The 15,996-nt window shown below is 44.0% G+C and carries 14 protein-coding genes; 5 read left to right on the top strand and 9 right to left on the bottom strand.

The window, feature by feature from the left end:
- Positions 1-32: 32 nt before the first annotated feature.
- Complete coding sequence (gene thiI, locus JHD44_RS12130; protein ID WP_199463011.1) at positions 33-1,484, bottom strand: tRNA uracil 4-sulfurtransferase ThiI; 1,452 nt, start codon at positions 1,482-1,484, stop codon at positions 33-35.
- 332 nt (positions 1,485-1,816) lie between these two features.
- On the opposite strand from thiI, the gene glnA reads away from it, so the two are divergent.
- From glnA to JHD44_RS12105, 5 genes are all read left to right on the top strand, one after another.
- Complete coding sequence (gene glnA, locus JHD44_RS12125) at positions 1,817-3,223, top strand: glutamate--ammonia ligase (protein ID WP_199463010.1); 1,407 nt, start codon at positions 1,817-1,819, stop codon at positions 3,221-3,223.
- 269 nt (positions 3,224-3,492) lie between these two features.
- Entirely contained in the window at positions 3,493-4,563 is a 1,071-nt protein-coding gene (glnL, locus tag JHD44_RS12120) for a nitrogen regulation protein NR(II) (RefSeq protein ID WP_199463009.1), read from the top strand.
- 9 nt (positions 4,564-4,572) lie between these two features.
- Positions 4,573-6,006, top strand: a complete 1,434-nt coding sequence (gene ntrC / locus JHD44_RS12115) for a nitrogen regulation protein NR(I) (RefSeq protein ID WP_199463008.1) — start codon at positions 4,573-4,575, stop codon at positions 6,004-6,006.
- A gap of 175 nt (positions 6,007-6,181) precedes the next feature.
- Positions 6,182-6,562, top strand: a complete 381-nt coding sequence (locus tag JHD44_RS12110; RefSeq protein WP_199463007.1) for a DUF3461 family protein — start codon at positions 6,182-6,184, stop codon at positions 6,560-6,562.
- Between the two features lie 83 nt (positions 6,563-6,645).
- Entirely contained in the window at positions 6,646-7,203 is a 558-nt protein-coding gene (locus tag JHD44_RS12105; protein WP_199463006.1) for an L-threonylcarbamoyladenylate synthase, read from the top strand.
- Between the two features lie 73 nt (positions 7,204-7,276).
- Here JHD44_RS12105 and JHD44_RS12100 read toward each other — a convergent pair whose 3' ends face one another.
- The 8 genes from JHD44_RS12100 to JHD44_RS12065 form a co-directional block, all read right to left on the bottom strand.
- Positions 7,277-7,990: an ABC transporter ATP-binding protein gene (locus tag JHD44_RS12100; RefSeq protein WP_199463005.1), complete on the bottom strand. Its 714-nt coding sequence runs from the start codon at positions 7,988-7,990 to the stop codon at positions 7,277-7,279.
- The gene (locus JHD44_RS12095; protein ID WP_199463004.1) at positions 7,987-8,868 is read right to left on the bottom strand and encodes an ABC transporter ATP-binding protein; all 882 of its coding nucleotides are present in this window, start codon (positions 8,866-8,868) and stop codon (positions 7,987-7,989) included. The genes JHD44_RS12100 and JHD44_RS12095 overlap by 4 nt, the downstream gene beginning before the upstream one ends.
- A complete protein-coding gene (gene livM / locus JHD44_RS12090; RefSeq protein WP_199463003.1) occupies positions 8,865-10,142 on the bottom strand; it encodes a high-affinity branched-chain amino acid ABC transporter permease LivM in 1,278 nt (425 codons plus the stop codon). Before livM ends, JHD44_RS12095 begins: the two co-directional genes overlap by 4 nt.
- Positions 10,142-11,053, bottom strand: coding sequence for an ABC transporter permease subunit (locus JHD44_RS12085; protein ID WP_199463002.1), 912 nt, complete (start codon positions 11,051-11,053; stop codon positions 10,142-10,144). Before JHD44_RS12085 ends, livM begins: the two co-directional genes overlap by 1 nt.
- Positions 11,054-11,134: 81 nt before the next feature.
- Positions 11,135-12,250 (bottom strand): branched-chain amino acid ABC transporter substrate-binding protein, encoded by a 1,116-nt coding sequence (locus tag JHD44_RS12080; RefSeq protein WP_199463001.1) that lies wholly within the window; start codon positions 12,248-12,250, stop codon positions 11,135-11,137.
- Positions 12,251-12,590: 340 nt separating this feature from the next.
- Positions 12,591-13,544 carry a divergent polysaccharide deacetylase family protein gene (locus JHD44_RS12075; RefSeq protein WP_199463000.1) on the bottom strand — a complete coding sequence of 318 codons (954 nt, stop codon included), beginning with the start codon at positions 13,542-13,544 and terminating at the stop codon, positions 12,591-12,593.
- Positions 13,544-14,818, bottom strand: a complete 1,275-nt coding sequence (locus JHD44_RS12070) for a S41 family peptidase (protein ID WP_199462999.1) — start codon at positions 14,816-14,818, stop codon at positions 13,544-13,546. Before JHD44_RS12070 ends, JHD44_RS12075 begins: the two co-directional genes overlap by 1 nt.
- Before the next feature lie 24 nt (positions 14,819-14,842).
- Positions 14,843-15,976 carry a murein hydrolase activator EnvC family protein gene (locus JHD44_RS12065; RefSeq protein ID WP_199462998.1) on the bottom strand — a complete coding sequence of 378 codons (1,134 nt, stop codon included), beginning with the start codon at positions 15,974-15,976 and terminating at the stop codon, positions 14,843-14,845.
- Positions 15,977-15,996: the final 20 nt, after the last annotated feature.

Here is a 15,996-nt window from a genome sequence, read left to right as displayed (position 1 = left end):
GCGCTATTTTATTTTACATACCCTAACAATGTCTACGGCAGATACACGCCTACGTTTTCATTGCCCTTCGAAAGCAGGTGAGATGCGTGAATGCGACTCATCACACCTTTGCCACAATACAGTAGGTAGGTGGCATCTTGGTCTAGGGTTGACCACTTGGTACTCAGAGTAAAAAACGGCACATTAAGTACTGGACGCCCCGATACCTTAACTGGGTTACGCTCAACTTCATCTGGATGGCGAATATCAATAATGATCTCGTCACCTACAGGCATGCGAACAACGGGTACTTCACCTTGGTATTGCTTGTTCACATCCTCAATAACATCTTGAATCGACATCACTCGAGCATTGTTGACAGCATTGTCCAATACGTCGAAATTGAACTTCGCTTCCTCACGCTCTACTCGGTGCATTTTCGCACGTGTGGTTGGCTTCACAGAGATAACACCACAAAATTCCGGCATACTTGCCGCAAATGGCGCAGTACCGATTTCTTTGGCTTTATCGATGATCTCTTGCTTATTCATGGTTACTAGAGGACGAATCACCAAATCATCCGTTACATTGTCGATGACTTTTAGGTTAACCAATGTCTGACTAGACACTTGAGCAATGCTTTCACCGGTTACCAATGCCTTAGCGCTAACCCCTTCCATCACTTTTGATGCCGCACGCAACATCATTCGCTTAAGGATAACACCCATCTCTGAGTTATCGACGTTGTTTAGGATCTCCCCCACCACATCCTCAAAAGGAATCGTGATGAATTTCACTCCTAAATTAGAGCCGTACTTTTCCCATAAGAAGTGTGACACTTGCTTAACGCCAATCTCGTGTGCATCGCCACCTAGGTTAAAGAAACAAAAGTGTGTTTTAAGTCCACGACTCATGGTCATGAATGAACTAACTGTTGAATCATAGCCACCGGAAATCAGCGATAGCACCGCATCCTGAGATCCTAATGGGTAACCACCCAAACCTTCGATACGTTGTTCGATCATCCATACACGATCATCACGGATATCAATAGGAACCAACACTTCTGGATTTTTTAAACGTACAGCTAAAGCGCCACTACGAGCCTTAAGAGACCCGCCAATGTGTCGCTCTGCTTCCACAGAACTAAAGTCATGCTGACCGACACGTTTCACACGCACTGCAAACACAGAATCTTTCAGTACTTCACCGTAAGAAACCATAGCCTCATCAACGATGCCATCCAAAGTCGTCAACGGGAACTCACGAACGTACTGAAAATGCGCAATACCTGCGATGTTACGTAGCGATTCAATAAACGCTTCTCGCTGAGATTCGTGATCAGAAAGAACTTCTATATAGTCCCAGTTGCCTGCCACCGTCACATCTTCATCATGATCACGTAACACGTGACGAATATTTTGGCGCAGTTGCTTGATGAATGCTTTGCGAACAGGACGGCTCTTTATGGTGATTTCTGGAAAGAATTTAACAATAAATTTCATTGGGTGTGTGTTTTTCGTACAGTCAGTCTTGAAGGGCGCACAGTATAAAGCATATCTCAGTGAAACCAACCCCAATCTTTGCACCAAAAAAACACAAAACCCTACACAATTGCACCACAATAGGTCATTGGCTTTTTTATTTCGGATCAATAAAGTGCAGAAGTATGTTCTAAAAATCATCAATCAAATATAAGCTATTGATATTATTAAGCTTTAATGTGCGCCCAAAATTCTGGCACAACTTGTGCTTTGTATTTCCGCAACAACGCTTCATTGTGAAGCAGTATTGAATGCCGAAAGAAATTTCGTTTACACAACATTGGAGAACAATTATGTCAAACAAGACTCTTGGTTTGATCGCTGAGCACGACGTAAAGTGGATTGACCTACGTTTCACTGACTTCAAAGGTAAAGAACAACACGTAACTATCCCAGCTGCTGGTGTTGACGAAGAATTCTTCGAAACTGGTCAAATGTTTGACGGTTCTTCTATCGCAGGTTGGAAAGGCATCAACGAATCTGACATGATCATGATGCCACAGGACGACACAGCTCTTCTTGACCCATTCACAGAAGAATCTACACTGATCATCCGTTGTAACATCATCGAGCCTTCAACTATGCAAGGTTACGATCGCGACCCACGTTCTGTAGCACTTCGCGCTGAAGAGTTCCTTAAGTCTACTGGTCTTGGCGACACTGCATTCTTCGGTCCAGAGCCAGAATTCTTCATCTTTGACGATGTTAAATGGCACGCAGACATGTCTGGCTGTAGCGTTCAGATCAACTCTGAAGAAGCAGCTTGGTCTACTAACAAATCTTTCGAAGGCGGTAACACTGGTCACCGTCCACGCGTTAAAGGCGGCTACTTCCCAGTACCACCAGTTGATTCTCACCATGAGATCCGTACTGCAATGTGTGCTGCTATCGAAGCAATGGGCCAAGAAGTTGAAGTACACCACCACGAAGTTGCGACCGCTGGTCAGAACGAAATCGGTGTTAAATTCAACACTCTAGTTAAGAAAGCTGACGAAGTTCAGGTAATGAAGTACTGCGTACACAACGTTGCTCACGCATACGGCAAAACTGCTACTTTCATGCCTAAGCCAATCGTTGGTGACAACGGTTCAGGTATGCACGTTCACCAATCTTTCTGGAAAGATGGCGAAAACCAATTCGCAGGCGATCAGTACGCTGGCCTATCTGACATGGCGTTGTACTACATCGGCGGTATCATCAAGCACGCTAAAGCAATCAACGCTTTCGCAAACGCTTCTACTAACTCTTACAAGCGTCTTGTACCAGGTTTCGAAGCACCAGTTATGCTTGCTTACTCTGCTCGTAACCGTTCTGCATCTATCCGTATCCCATACGTTGCGTCTCCTAAAGGCAAGCGTATCGAAGCACGTTTCGCGGATCCAACCGCTAACCCATACCTATGTTTCGCAGCAATGTTGATGGCTGGTATCGACGGTATCAAGAACAAGATCCACCCAGGGGATGCAGCTGACAAAGATCTATACGATCTACCAGCTGAAGAAGCATTGGCTATCCCTACAGTTGCAGGTAGCCTTGAAGAAGCTCTTAACTGCCTAAGCGAAGATCGCGCATTCCTAACAGAAGGCGGCGTATTCTCTGATGACATGATCGATGCTTACATCGCACTTAAGTCTCAAGAAGTTGAGCTAGTAAACATGACAACTCACCCAATCGAGTTCGATCTTTACTACAGCGTATAATTTTTTGTAACGCTTTAAACCGAAAGCCCCGACCCATGTTGGGGCTTTTTTTTGCTCCAAATTGTTGCCACCAAACAAAAGCGCACTATATTAGAGCAAAGCAAGAAGCCAATTACTTAATTAAACAAGAGAAATAAAGGCCTCTAGAAACGCCCAATGTTGGTTCGTTTTTTGCAATATAAACATTAACAATGTGATCGCAATGACTAGAGCGACAACTTCTTCACACTCACATGCATCACTTATAGCGATTTAAAGAGGCCATACTGGTGTACAGTTTACTGATCGACCACTTATCGACCGCCGTTTTACAGTTAAATAGAGAGCTTTGTATCGAGTATCTCAACCCATCTGCGGAAATGATGCTGGAAGTGAGCCGTCGCCGTATTTACGGTCAGGACTTGTCTTCGGCTCTTAGCGAAGACGAGAGCAGCAGAAATGCGTTATTAGCAGCCATTGAATCTGGGCATGCTTTCACTAAACGAGAAGCCGAAATCACTCTCACAACAGGCAAAACACTGTTATGCGACTATAACGTTACACCAGTTATGGGAGCTCTTAATATCACTGACAGTTTGTTGATTGAATTACATCCTCGTGATCGCATGAAGCGCATCTCAAAAGAAGATGAACTAATTTCAAATCACCAAACCAGTAAAGAGTTGGTACGCGGCCTGGCTCATGAGATTAAAAACCCTTTAGGTGGTATTCGTGGAGCAGCACAGTTAATCAGCAAAGTGTTCGACGATGAAGGTCTGAAAGACTACACACAAGTCATTATCGAAGAGTCCGATCGTTTACGTGACTTAGTTGATCGTTTACTTGGGCCTCGTCAACTTCCCCAATATAAGCCACTCAATATTCACCGAGTAATAGAGCGGGTGAATCAACTTATTTCCGTTGAATCAGAAGGCCAAATAAAATTAATCAGGGATTATGACCCAAGCATTCCAGACATTATTGGCGATGAAGCTCAATTAATACAATCTGTCCTAAATGTCATGCGTAATGCGATGCAGGCACTGATATCGCAAGAAGAGAACCAACAGAAACAAATAACCATCACGACTCGAACCCTACGTCAATTCACCATTGGCGCTAAACGGCATAGATTAGTTTGCCGCTTAAGTATCGTCGATAACGGTCCAGGAATACCTGAAAATATTATGAAAACGCTGTTTTACCCCATGGTAAGTGGACGAGCAGATGGCACAGGCTTAGGTCTTTCCATCGCACAATCCGTAATCCATCAACACAATGGCATCATCGAATGCAACAGCCAACCACAGCGCACAGAATTTAACATCCTAATACCGATCGAAAAATCGGTGACGGGCTAGGAGGAGCACATGTCACAACAAGAAACCGTTTGGATCGTCGACGATGATCGTTCAATTCGTTGGGTATTAGAGAAAACCCTAGAGCAAGAAGGTATTCAATGCCGCCTATTTGAATCTGCCGAAGCGCTAGCAAGTATGATTGGCAAAGAACAACCTACTGTGATTATCAGTGATATTCGTATGCCAGGTATGGATGGCTTGGAACTGCTAGGTCAACTACAAAAAGATCACCCTTACATCCCGGTGATTATTATGACTGCGCACTCAGATCTAGAAAGCGCAGTAGCTTCATATCAGGGTGGGGCATTTGAATACCTTCCTAAGCCATTCGATGTAGAAGAAGCGGTTAGTTTAATAAAGCGCGCTATTTTACACCATAATAAATCTAAGCCTGAAGTTTCTGCTGTCGATGACAACGAAGAGCAATTGGCTCAAAAAGAAATTATCGGTGAAGCGCCAGCGATGCAGGAAGTATTTCGCGCCATTGGCCGTCTAGCTAACTCAAATATCACCGTGTTAATCAATGGTGAATCAGGCACAGGTAAAGAGCTGGTTGCGCAAGCCCTTCATCGCCATAGCCCAAGAGCAGCTAACCCTTTCATTGCACTGAACATGGCAGCTATTCCTCATGATCTTATTGAATCTGAATTGTTTGGTCATGAAAAAGGAGCATTCACAGGGGCTAACACACAGCGTCGCGGTCGATTCGAGCAAGCGAATGGCGGCACCCTATTTCTAGATGAAATTGGTGATATGCCAGCGGAAACTCAGACACGCTTATTACGTGTCTTAGCCGATGGAGAGTTTTATCGTGTCGGTGGTCATACACCGGTTAAAGTGGATGTACGTATCATTGCTGCAACCCACCAAGATCTTGAAGGACTGGTGACAAAAGGCTCCTTCCGTGAAGACTTATTCCACCGCCTAAATGTCATCCGAATTCATCTACCAAAACTTGCAGAGCGTCGTGAAGACATTCCTAAGCTAGCACGTCACTTCTTAAGTCGTGCCGCTGAAGAGCTTCATGTTGAGCCGAAAGTGCTCACAAAAGAGACTGAGAACTATATGAGTCGCCTAGATTGGCCGGGGAACGTTCGTCAATTAGAGAATACATGTCGCTGGCTCATTGTGATGGCTTCCGGCCGTGAAGTGCTTATTGAAGACTTACCACCCGAGCTTCTCAATACTCCTCCGGCTGAGCGGCCTTTTGGTTCTTGGGAAGATGCTCTTAAGAACTGGGTCGATAGCGCTCTTGCAAGCGGTCAAAAAGGCATTCTTGAACAAGCTGTGCCAAAGTTTGAGAGAATCATGATTGAAACAGCATTAACCCATACCGCAGGTCGACGCCGAGACGCGTCCTTACTCTTAGGCTGGGGACGCAACACTCTGACACGTAAAATCAAAGAATTGGGTATTGATAACTCAGACAGTGATGACGATTAATTTCGCTACTGTTCACCATTAAGCGCTGATTGGCGCTGCCCTCTAAACGACACCCCGCTCTAGCGCATAGAAGGGTGTCGTTTATAGACTTTTCCTATCGTTTTTTCTTGCATTTCTAGCGACAATCCCCTTACATAAAGAGTACTGAAACGACATCAAAAATAAGGATTTACTTATGTACCCAACTCTTGAGTCTATGGGCATTAACAGCTTTGAAAATATCGAGAAGTACACGCTGCGCTATGAAGGCGGATTCGATGTTTTAAAAATCTATTACCGTCGTGAAAAAGGCTCTTTATTGCCAAAAAGCAAGAAATTTAAATTTGGACGAGCAACGCGTACTGTTCTAGCGGATGGCGGTCAACAACAATACCGTGAGGTTAGTGAACCTTCATTAGTTGTACTTCGTGCCGTGGATGAACTAGGACGTTTACTAGGACAAGAGTTCGAAGACAAACTAACTAAAGAAGATTTGGTTAAAGAGCTGGATCACCTAGAACGCGTTGTAGGCAGCAAAATTGCTGAGCTAAAAGAAAAAATTGAGCAACTGTCATAATTCTTTTACAACGACCATCTGAATGACTGGTCGTATATGCAAGTTAGAAGTAAACTCCGTGTTAAATTTTCACGGAGTTTACCATGCTGATCTCATCAAATCCTGACGACATTGCTTCAATACTTCGCGAAGGAGGTGTTGTTGCTTACCCTACTGAAGCTGTCTGGGGCTTAGGCTGCGACCCATATAATGAAGCAGCAGTTCATAAAATACTTGCACTAAAATCACGCCCCATAGAGAAAGGCCTGATTTTGATCACAGGTCACCCTACACATCTAGAACCTTGGAAAGAGTGTCTTTCAAATGACGCTTTTGAACGCCTAATTTCGATTACTGAAACCCCGACTTCTTGGGTCGTACCTGACGTTAAAATTGCTCCTTTTTGGGTACGAGGTGAGCATCAGAGTGTTGCCATTCGCCTGAGTCAACACACTCCTGTCGCTAATCTTTGTCGAAGCTATGGTGGTGCTATTGTATCAACGTCCGCAAACCCGGCGGGGCTTGAACCCGCTAAAACCAAAGAAGAAGTCATTGCTTATTTCAGTGATCAATGTGACGCGATATTTGATCAAAACATCGGTACTGCCAGCAAACCCTCTCAAGTATTGGACATTTTAACCGGCACAAAATTCCGAGCATAAAAAAACCGAGCCAGTGAGCTGGCTCGGTTTTTGGTCCCCTTTATAATATTTTTAGGTAGTACTTAGTATTAAATTAATGGCCGCCTAGGTATGCTTCTCGAACCTCTGGATTGACCAAAAGCTCTTCACCAGTACCTGTCAATCGAATTTCACCATTCACCATAACATAGCCTCGATCGGCCAGTTTCAAAGCATGGTTCGCATTCTGTTCCACTAAGAAAATAGTCATCCCAGTGCTAGCAACATCTTCTAATATTTTAAAGATTTGTTTCACGATGATAGGAGCCAAACCTAAGCTTGGTTCATCAAGTAGAAGCAGCTTGGGGCGACTCATCAAAGCTCGCGCAATGGCTAACATCTGCTGCTCACCACCAGACATCGTCGAAGCACGCTGATTCCTACGTTCTTTCAGACGTGGGAACAATTCAAACATATGTTGCATATCTTCATCACAATGCTCCATACCAATTGGAATAGTTCCCATCAAAAGATTTTCTTCGACAGACATACTAGGGAAAATACGACGACCTTCTGGTGATTGGGCTAATCCATTAGAAGCCACATAATGTGCCGACTTTTGTGAAATATCTTCGCCACGATAGATAATTTGACCACCTGAAATTCTTGGCTGACCAAATATAGACATCAGTAACGTTGACTTACCGGCACCATTTGAGCCAATCATGGTGGCGATTTCGCCCTCTTTTACTTCCAAGCTCACCTTTTTAAGCGCTTGAATAGGTCCATAGTGGACATCAACATCTTTAAACTCTAAAAGGTTGGTCATAGAGTCACCTCTTCACCTTCTTCAGCACCTAAATATGCAGCGATAACTTTAGGATTTGACTTAATATCATCTGGGCCACCTTTAGCAATCACTTCACCGTGGTCCAGTACTACTATGTAATCGGAAATGTTCATAACCATCCCCATATCGTGCTCGATCAAAAGCACAGTTGTATTGTGCTCATCTCTTAATACACGAATCATCGAAGCCAGAGCTTCTGTTTCAGAGGGGTTAAGACCTGCTGCCGGTTCATCTAAGCATACGATTTCCGGGTTCGTACACATAGCGCGAGCAATTTCCAAACGGCGTTGTTGGCCGTATGAAAGCTCACCTGCCAAACGGTTTGCAAATTCCGTTAAATGCACAACTTCAAGCCAATAAAAAGCCCTTTGAAGCGCTTCTTCTTCAGATTTTCGGAAGGCTTTAGTATTTAGAATACCAGACATCATGCCACGGTTTGCACGCATATGCTGTGCAACCAGAAGGTTTTCAACCACTGACATTTCTTTAAACAAACGAATATTCTGAAAAGTACGTGCTAAACCTGCGCGGTTCACTAAATGGGATCCGCCAAACATCTTATACTTCACACGCTCAAAGAAAGACGCTGGCGACGTGAAATCACTGCTTTTAAACTTCTCACCTAGCACCTTTACAACACTGGTTTCCTTACCACCAGCACTCAACATAATGCTGCCACCTGTGGCTTTATAGAAGCCAGTCAGGCAGTTAAACACGGTTGTTTTACCTGCACCATTTGGACCAATCAACGCAGACACAGAGCCACGCTTAATATCAAAGGTAACGTCGTTTAGCGCTTTGATACCACCAAAGTGCATCACCAAGTTTTCAACTTTTAAAATGTTATCTTGGCTCATTTAACTGTCCCCTTTCTCGTTGCAAAACCAGTACGAGTCACACGTACTAGGCCGCGAGGCTTCCAAATCATCATTACAACCATCAATACACCGAACATCAACACTCGGTAATCAGCAAACTCACGTAGCATCTCAGGCATCACCGTCAAGACAAAGGCCGCGATAACAACACCAACAGTTGACCCCATACCCCCCAATACCACGATGGCAAGAATCAATGCCGACTCGAAAAAGGTAAATGAAGACGGGTTAACAAAACCTTGGTAAGTCGCAAAGAACACACCAGCAAGACCACCTGTTGAGGCACCAAGCATGAACGCAGACAATTTCACCAATACGTGGTTAAGACCTAGAGAGCGACAAGCGATCTCATCTTCACGTAATGCTTCCCATGCGCGCCCAATTGGCATGCGAGTAAGACGGTGTTTAACGTACAGAACCGCCAACACCACTAGGAATAATACAATATAAATGAAGATGTACTTGTAAGCCGAATCGTAAGGAAGTCCAAAGAACTCATGGAATGGCGTACCATCCGATGAGCGACGTTTAAACTCTAATCCGAACAAAGTTGGCAATGGCGCTGACACACCATTTGGACCATGAGTGAATTCTGTCCAGTTAGTAAGCACCAAACGAATAATTTCACCAAATCCTAAGGTTACAATCGCCAGATAATCGCCATGCATTCGAAGCACAGGGAAACCAAGAATGGCACCTGCTATAGCAGCCATAATCGCAGCAAGAGGCAACATTGACCAAAAGCCAAGTCCAAGGTTTTCATAACCTAATGCCAAGCCGTATGCACCAATCGCGTAGAAGCCAACAAAACCTAGATCAAGTAGTCCTGCTAAACCCACTACGATATTGAGCCCCAGCCCCAACAATACATAAATTAAACCTAGAATTACGATTGTTAAAACGTACTTCGAAGCAATAAATGGCGCAATCAAACCAATCACGATCACGATCGGCAAGATGTAAGTCATCTTGCTTTTATAATCTGGAGACGTAACCACTACACCATCATCTTTGGTCGATTGACGATATAAAAACGCCTTACCAAAATCTGTCTGAGTAAAAACAGACAAGACGAAGCGTCCTGCCATTACGACAGCAACAATTGCGGCAACATCACCTGAACGAGTACTAAATTCATAACCATCTAGCAAAACCCCCACAACAGGGCCGAAGACGATTAAGGCTAATAAGCCGGCAACGATGGTATCTTTTATCGCTGCACCAATATTGATTCCATTTGTTTGTTGGCTCATTACACTTTCTCCACTTCAGGTTTACCCAGAAGACCACTTGGACGGAATATCAAAATGATCACCAACAAAGAGAAGGAGAATACGTCTTTGTAATCTGACGATATAAGACCTGCGAACAACGCTTCAGAAAGACCTAGAATAACGCCGCCTAGCATCGCTCCTGGCAACGACCCAATCCCCCCTAGCACGGCTGCAGTGAAGGCTTTGATACCAATAATAAAACCAACATAGAAATCGAACGCGCCATAATCTAAGGTAATCAGTACACCTGCCAAAGCCGCCATGGCAGCACCAATCACAAACACCGATGAAATAATGCGGTCCGTGTTGATACCTAAAATTGACGCCATTTTGCGATCTTGTTGTGTCGCACGACACATACGACCCAGCTTAGTTTTCTGGATAACGTACGTTAAAACCCCCATACCCAAGAACGCAGCAAACAAAATAAACAGTTTCATGTAAGTAATTTGAACAAAGCCATCACCTACATCAAAGCGAATCGCGCCTGTCAAAAGTGTTGGCACACCTTGCTGACGAGCACCTTGAGATATTTGTACATAGTTTTGCAAAATTAAAGACATACCGATTGCAGAAATCAGTACTGATAGTCGACTAGAGTTGCGAAGAGGTCGGTAAGCAACTCGCTCGATAACCCATCCATAGGCGCCGGTGACGACAATTGTAAAAATAAGCGTTCCGAAAATAATTATTGGGAACGACTCCATACCAAAAAAAGTAAGTAAAGCTATCGCAATAGCGGTTAAGTAACTGGACACCATGTAAACATCACCATGGGCGAAGTTAATCATGCCGATGATGCCATAAACCATGGTATATCCAATTGCGATTAGCCCGTAAACAGAGCCAAGTGTTAGGCCGTTTACTAACTGCTGAAGAACGATATCCATCGAAGAAACCTCTAGGGAATTGGAACAGGGGGAGTTAGAGGCGCCATCATAGCGCCCCTAATAATCAATCGATGGTGATGATTAGTTATCCATCATTGAGTATTTACCGTTAGCATCCCACTCGTACATTACGTAGTCAGATACCATCAAGTCACCTTTATCATCAAACTGCTTTGTCCCCATTACAGTGTCGACTTTGTTGCCATGCAACCAATCAGAAGCCTTCACTGGATCAAGGTCATTAGCTTCTAGAGCTGAAGCAACAACTTGCATTGCAGTGTATGAGTACATGACATAGCCTTCTGGCTCAATACCCTCAGAACGGAATTGCTCAACGACTTCTTTACCTGCTGGGTAAGAGGTTGGATCCGCACCAAATGTCATCAATACGCCATCTACGTATTCTGGAGAACCTGCAACAGAAACAAATTCGTCAGATACAATGCCATCACCAGAAATGAATTTCGCAGTTAGGCCTTGCTCACGCATCTGGCGAACCAATGGACCCGCTTCAGAGTGTAAACCACCGAAGTACACGACATCCGCATCCACTGAACGAATCTTGGTTACTAGTGCGTTGAAGTCTTTCTCACCACGAGTCAAACCTTCGTACAACACCTCTTCTAGGCCATAGGCGTTCATCGTAGCTTTCATTGCGTCAGCTAGACCCTTACCGTATGTGTCTTTATCGTGAATGATGGCAACTTTCTTAGCACCCAAATCACCTACAATGTAGCTTGCCGCTACGTCACCTTGCTGATCATCACGACCACAAACACGGAAAACATTTGGAAGACCACGATCGGTCAAAGTAGGGTTTGTTGATGCAGGTGTTACCATAAGAACGCCTGCTTCCTCGTAAATTGAAGAGGCTGGGATTGAAGAAGATGAACAGAAGTGACCAACAACTGCAACGGCCTCATCAGAGTCTACTAGACGGTTCGCAATCGAAACGGCCTGTTTTGGCTCACATGCATCGTCCGCTTTTACAAGCTTGATCATTTCACCATTGATACCACCTTTAGCATTGATATCCATAGCGGCTTTTTCTGCACCACGCCATAGTTGCTCACCAAACGCCGCGTAAGCGCCTGTGTGAGGACCCGCAACACCAATTACCACATCCGCTTGTGCAACAGCAGCCGCGCTTGCGACGGCTAAAGAAATAAGCGTTTTTTTAACAACTGCTTTAGACATGCTATGAACTCCTACTCATTTTGGTTTTATCGTTATTTTAGAATTAGCAAGAAGCGTTCCAGAATTTTGCACTCCTAGAAAATGCCAGAAAAATGCAAAAAACACGGAAATAGTTTTTAAATTGTGCACTACCAGTGAACACAAACCATACCCTTTGAATAAAAACCGGTCAATAAGTGGGCACAAAAATGAGAACGAAGATTTAACAAAAAAATGAAGAAAAGCAGAGAAAAAGTCTAACAAGCACCATTCGCATGATATTTTTAACTTATATCAATACAAAAATGCAGTCGAAAACTATTTGGATACAAAATGATGATTTGCTATCGCACTGAACTAGTTAATTAAGAAGAAGGTTTATGTTCACTAACTGTGCAGATATAGAAGAGTTTAACCTTCGCTGTAAATACTGAGTGGTTTCGGGATATGGGTGTCCGATTGCAACCGCAACACCATTTTCATGCGCTCGCTTTAACAGGCGTTTAAACTGCTTATCAATTGCCGCCTGTGTACGGACATTATCAAGAAAAACGTCTCTAGTCACAGTAAGAACCCCTCTCTCACTGGCAATCACATGAGCCACACTTTGAGGACTGGTCAAACTATCGACAAAAAATAGAGATCGTTCTTGCATCACATCCATGACCCACTCCATATGCTGCCTATGGGTGGTGAGCAAGCTTCCCATATGATTGTTCACACCTTTGACCCCAGGGACACTGTCTATATCAGCCCTAAGCATTGTCTTAAAGGCTTGCTCATCCATTTCGACATAAAGTCCTCCAGGACCGAGCTTTAGCTCACGCTCATTTTCCATTGGAGCATGCAAAATAGTTGTACGCTCTTGTAAACGCGCTTTTTCAGCGGCCTTCTTTGCATAAGGTGTTTCCGGAAGAATGGCCAAGACAACAGGTAGAGGCAACGATAACGACTCTTCCATACCTCTTCGGTTATAACCTACATCGTCAATAATAACGACTATTTTAGGTGGCTCAGGTAACGCATCCATTTCTGACATAGGACTAGGGGTAGAACGAGCTATTAAGCCTGATACAGGGGGACTCAAAACGTTTTGCATCGCTGGTTTTTTAAGTAAAGATGGCCAAGATTGGGGAGCATCTTTGGCGGGCAACATCAAAGGAAACATCTCTCTGCTACGATCGTCAGAGGAGACTTGATCTAACTTTGGAAAGGGCAGCAAATCTTTTTGTGCCACATCCACGCTCTCCTCGCTACTCCATCCCCAAGAAGAAAAGCCCACCAATACACTAAAAACAATACAGCGTTTAAACATTAATTCGCCAAAAACTGCTGAGCGCTTTGCAGCACTGAAAACGCTTGGAAAAGTTGAAAATCATTAGTAGCCAGTTCGTTTAGCTTGCTGTCTACATCTGAACTAGTGCGCTCTTCCCCTCCTGTACCATTACTGAGGTGACCTTTTAGCTCGGCCTCTTTTATGAAAAAGCGACCTTTTTCAACTTCAATTTTAGCTTGAGGAATAACCATATCAGGCATAATCCCTTGAGCTTGAATAGAGCGACCTTTTGGCGTGAAATACAAAGCCGTTGTCAACTTCACTGCGGCGCCATTAGATAAAGGCACGACAGTTTGTACAGAGCCTTTACCAAACGTTTCCGTACCTAAAACAAGCCCTCTCTTATGATCTTGAATAGCCCCCGCTAACACCTCAGATGCCGATGCTGATCCTTCATTAACTAAAACGACTAAAGGCGCTTTTGGTAACAATGTAGACTCTTTAGTGGCTTTAAACTCCGTTCTAGAGTAATTATGACGTCCATCGGTGTAGACAATCATACCGTCATCAATAAGAGTATCTACAATCCCCACAGCACTTTGCAGAACCCCTCCGGGGTTGTTTCTAAGATCAATAATCAAGCCCTTGATCGCATGGTCAGATTGAAGCGATGTAAGCTCTTTTCTAAAATCTTTAGCTGAATTACCTAGAAACTGACTCACCCGAATATACGCAATATCACTTCCAAGCCACTCACTTGTCAGACTGCTATCTTCTATTTCAGCACGTTTGACAGAGAACTGTTTAATTTCACCATCTCGATCAATATCAAGCAGTACCGCCGTACCTTTTTTCCCTCGCATTAAGGTGATGATGTCTTGAAGGTTTGTACCTGAAACCAATTGGTCATCAATACGAATGATGACATCTCCTGCCTGAATACCAGCCTTCGCTGCAGGTGAATTGTCAATTGGCGACACCACCGTTAACTGACCGTCAACCATCTCCACTTCAACTCCGATACCAGCATAGTTACCAGATGTTTCTTCATCGAATGTTTCTACCTCATCTTTCGTCAGATATTCTGAATGTGGGTCTAGGGAAGAAACCATACCTTTTAAGGCTTTATTCAGGATAGCTTCATCGTCCAGTGCTTCAACATACCCAGCACTGATGGTTTCAAACGTCTCAACAAATGCTTGAATTTGCGTCAGAGGAATCGGCGCCACCTCTGCTTCGGATGCTGCCCATACCGAATTTAGACATACTGCTCCAACCAACCCAACTAGAAGGCGACGAGTGTAAACAACCATAATTTATCCTTATGTGTTTTTGTGCTAGCCTTTTCTAAGCCAAGACAAAGCATTAATCGGTTCACCGTTATGACGAATCGCAAAAAATAATCCCGGTGTGTTTCGACCACCTGAACTGCCCGCTGTGGCAATCACATCATTCGCATTGACCCACTCACCAACATCTTTGAGTAAGCTTTGGTTGTAACCATACAAAGACATATAACCACTGCCATGATCCAAAATGATCAAAAAGCCAAACCCTCGCATCCAATCTGAAAACACAACCCGCCCGTGATGTACCGCACGCACTTGGTCTCCAGTCTCTGCCGCAAGAGTAGCCCCTCCTAAATTGATTTGTGAATTATCTGGTAAGCGCTTAATAACGTTAAGTGGCGGAATCAATTTTCCTTTTTGTCTTCCAAATGGCGTCTCAAGGTCAGGAATTTGTATATCCGCAAGGGCTTGCTCTAGTTGTTTCAGTAGCGACTGCATTTGAGCTTGATCTTGCTGCAAGCGCTTGGCTTTTTGATCGCCAGAACTTAAATCAGTTTCAATTTTAGCTAAGATTTTTTTTCGTTGCGCTTGTTCGTCTTGAATACGAGCTTGCTGCTTTTCTAAGTCAGACTGCTCTTGCACCATTTGAGCTCGTTGACTACGAATGCTTTTTTCAACCAAGTTCAAGTCATCCACTTCTGAACTAAAGCCATTAATAAGGGATTGGCGCGCTGTGGAAAAATAGCGGTTGTAGTGAATCAAGCGCATGGATTCATCGACTGGAAGATCTTCGAGTAAGAAGCGAATGCCCTCACTACTACCAGAACGATAAACCGCCCGAAGTTGGGCGGCTATCTGTTGGTATTGTTGTTGAATGCTTTGTTGCAAACTACGCTGCTGCGTTTGCAGATTCTGTAACTGCTCTGCGCCCTTTTCTAAGCTTTTCTGCAAATCTAATATGCGTTTTGAGAGGTCATGTATCGTTTTCTCTTTACTCTCAAGCTGTTGCTCAACGTTAGAGCGTTCACTTTTTAGATCTTTCAGCCAATCATTCAGCTTAACCAGGTCTTGCTGCAATGCCTGAATTTGCTGGCGTGCCTCTTCAGGTGTTTGTGGTTCTGCTGCCCAGCTTATGCTGGACAACAAAAACATGAGCATCAACAAACAGGATTTGAACCCCATGATGATTCCCTTTTTCAATA

This window comes from Marinomonas ostreistagni, assembly GCF_016461785.1.
Taxonomy (GTDB): Bacteria; Pseudomonadota; Gammaproteobacteria; order Pseudomonadales; family Marinomonadaceae; genus Marinomonas; species Marinomonas ostreistagni_A.
The sequence above is the reverse complement of the archived record's forward strand: the minus strand, read 5'-3'. Positions and strand labels throughout refer to the sequence as shown.

Excerpts from the sequence above, each read along its gene's own strand:
- JHD44_RS12080 (WP_199463001.1), bottom strand. The coding sequence starts at position 12,250 with ATGTCTAAAGCAGTTGTTAAAAAAACGCTTATTTCTTTAGCCGTCGCA.
- JHD44_RS12095 (WP_199463004.1), bottom strand. The coding sequence starts at position 8,868 with ATGAGCCAAGATAACATTTTAAAAGTTGAAAACTTGGTGATGCACTTT.
- JHD44_RS12110 (WP_199463007.1), top strand. The coding sequence starts at position 6,182 with ATGTACCCAACTCTTGAGTCTATGGGCATTAACAGCTTTGAAAATATC.
- JHD44_RS12070 (WP_199462999.1), bottom strand. The coding sequence starts at position 14,818 with ATGGTTGTTTACACTCGTCGCCTTCTAGTTGGGTTGGTTGGAGCAGTA.
- glnA (WP_199463010.1), top strand. The coding sequence starts at position 1,817 with ATGTCAAACAAGACTCTTGGTTTGATCGCTGAGCACGACGTAAAGTGG.
- JHD44_RS12065 (WP_199462998.1), bottom strand. The coding sequence starts at position 15,976 with ATGGGGTTCAAATCCTGTTTGTTGATGCTCATGTTTTTGTTGTCCAGC.
- JHD44_RS12100 (WP_199463005.1), bottom strand. The coding sequence starts at position 7,990 with ATGACCAACCTTTTAGAGTTTAAAGATGTTGATGTCCACTATGGACCT.
- JHD44_RS12085 (WP_199463002.1), bottom strand. The coding sequence starts at position 11,053 with ATGGATATCGTTCTTCAGCAGTTAGTAAACGGCCTAACACTTGGCTCT.
- ntrC (WP_199463008.1), top strand. The coding sequence starts at position 4,573 with ATGTCACAACAAGAAACCGTTTGGATCGTCGACGATGATCGTTCAATT.
- livM (WP_199463003.1), bottom strand. The coding sequence starts at position 10,142 with ATGAGCCAACAAACAAATGGAATCAATATTGGTGCAGCGATAAAAGAT.
- JHD44_RS12075 (WP_199463000.1), bottom strand. The coding sequence starts at position 13,544 with ATGTTTAAACGCTGTATTGTTTTTAGTGTATTGGTGGGCTTTTCTTCT.
- thiI (WP_199463011.1), bottom strand. The coding sequence starts at position 1,484 with ATGAAATTTATTGTTAAATTCTTTCCAGAAATCACCATAAAGAGCCGT.
- JHD44_RS12105 (WP_199463006.1), top strand. The coding sequence starts at position 6,646 with ATGCTGATCTCATCAAATCCTGACGACATTGCTTCAATACTTCGCGAA.